The organism is Streptomyces sp. cmx-4-9 (assembly GCF_046548835.1).
Lineage (GTDB): Bacteria > Actinomycetota > Actinomycetes > Streptomycetales > Streptomycetaceae > Streptomyces.
The window spans coordinates 1-518 of sequence record NZ_JAEBEE010000037.1 but is presented as its reverse complement, the minus strand read 5'-3'; the positions used below and the strand labels follow the sequence as shown (position 1 = coordinate 518).

The 518-nt window shown below is 68.5% G+C and carries 1 protein-coding gene; it reads left to right on the top strand.

Going from position 1 to position 518, the window contains the following annotated elements; genetic code table 11:
* Positions 1-518 (top strand): AMP-binding enzyme (locus ACLJTM_RS34640; RefSeq protein ID WP_411107801.1); only part of this gene is annotated, 518 nt, incomplete at both ends.

Genomic DNA, 518 nt, shown 5'->3' with positions numbered 1-518 from the left:
ACGGGTGATGTGGCGCGGTGGGGTGCGGGGGGTGTGCTGGAGTTCGTCGGGCGTTCGGACGAGCAGGTGAAGGTGCGTGGTTTCCGGGTGGAGCCGGGGGAGGTGGAGGCGGTTCTTTCGGCGTTGCCTGGTGTGGGTCAGGCGGTGGTGGTGGTTCGGGAGGATCGTGCGGGGGATCGGCGGCTGGTGGGTTATGTGGTGCCGGTCGGTGGTGTGGTGCTGAGTGGTGTGGTGGTGCGTGCGGGGGTGGGGGAGCGGCTTCCGGAGTACATGGTGCCGTCGGTGGTGGTGGTGTTGGAGGGGCTGCCGTTGACGCCGAATGGGAAGGTGGACCGGGGTGGTCTGCCGGTGCCTGAGGTGGTTGCGGGTGGGGGGCGGGTGGTGCGGTCGGCGCAGGAGGAGATTCTGTGCGGGCTGTTCGGTGAGGTGCTGGGTGTGGAGCGGGTGGGGGTGGATGACCATTTCTTCGAGTTGGGTGGTCATTCGCTGCTGGCGACGCGGTTGGTGTCGCGGGTGCG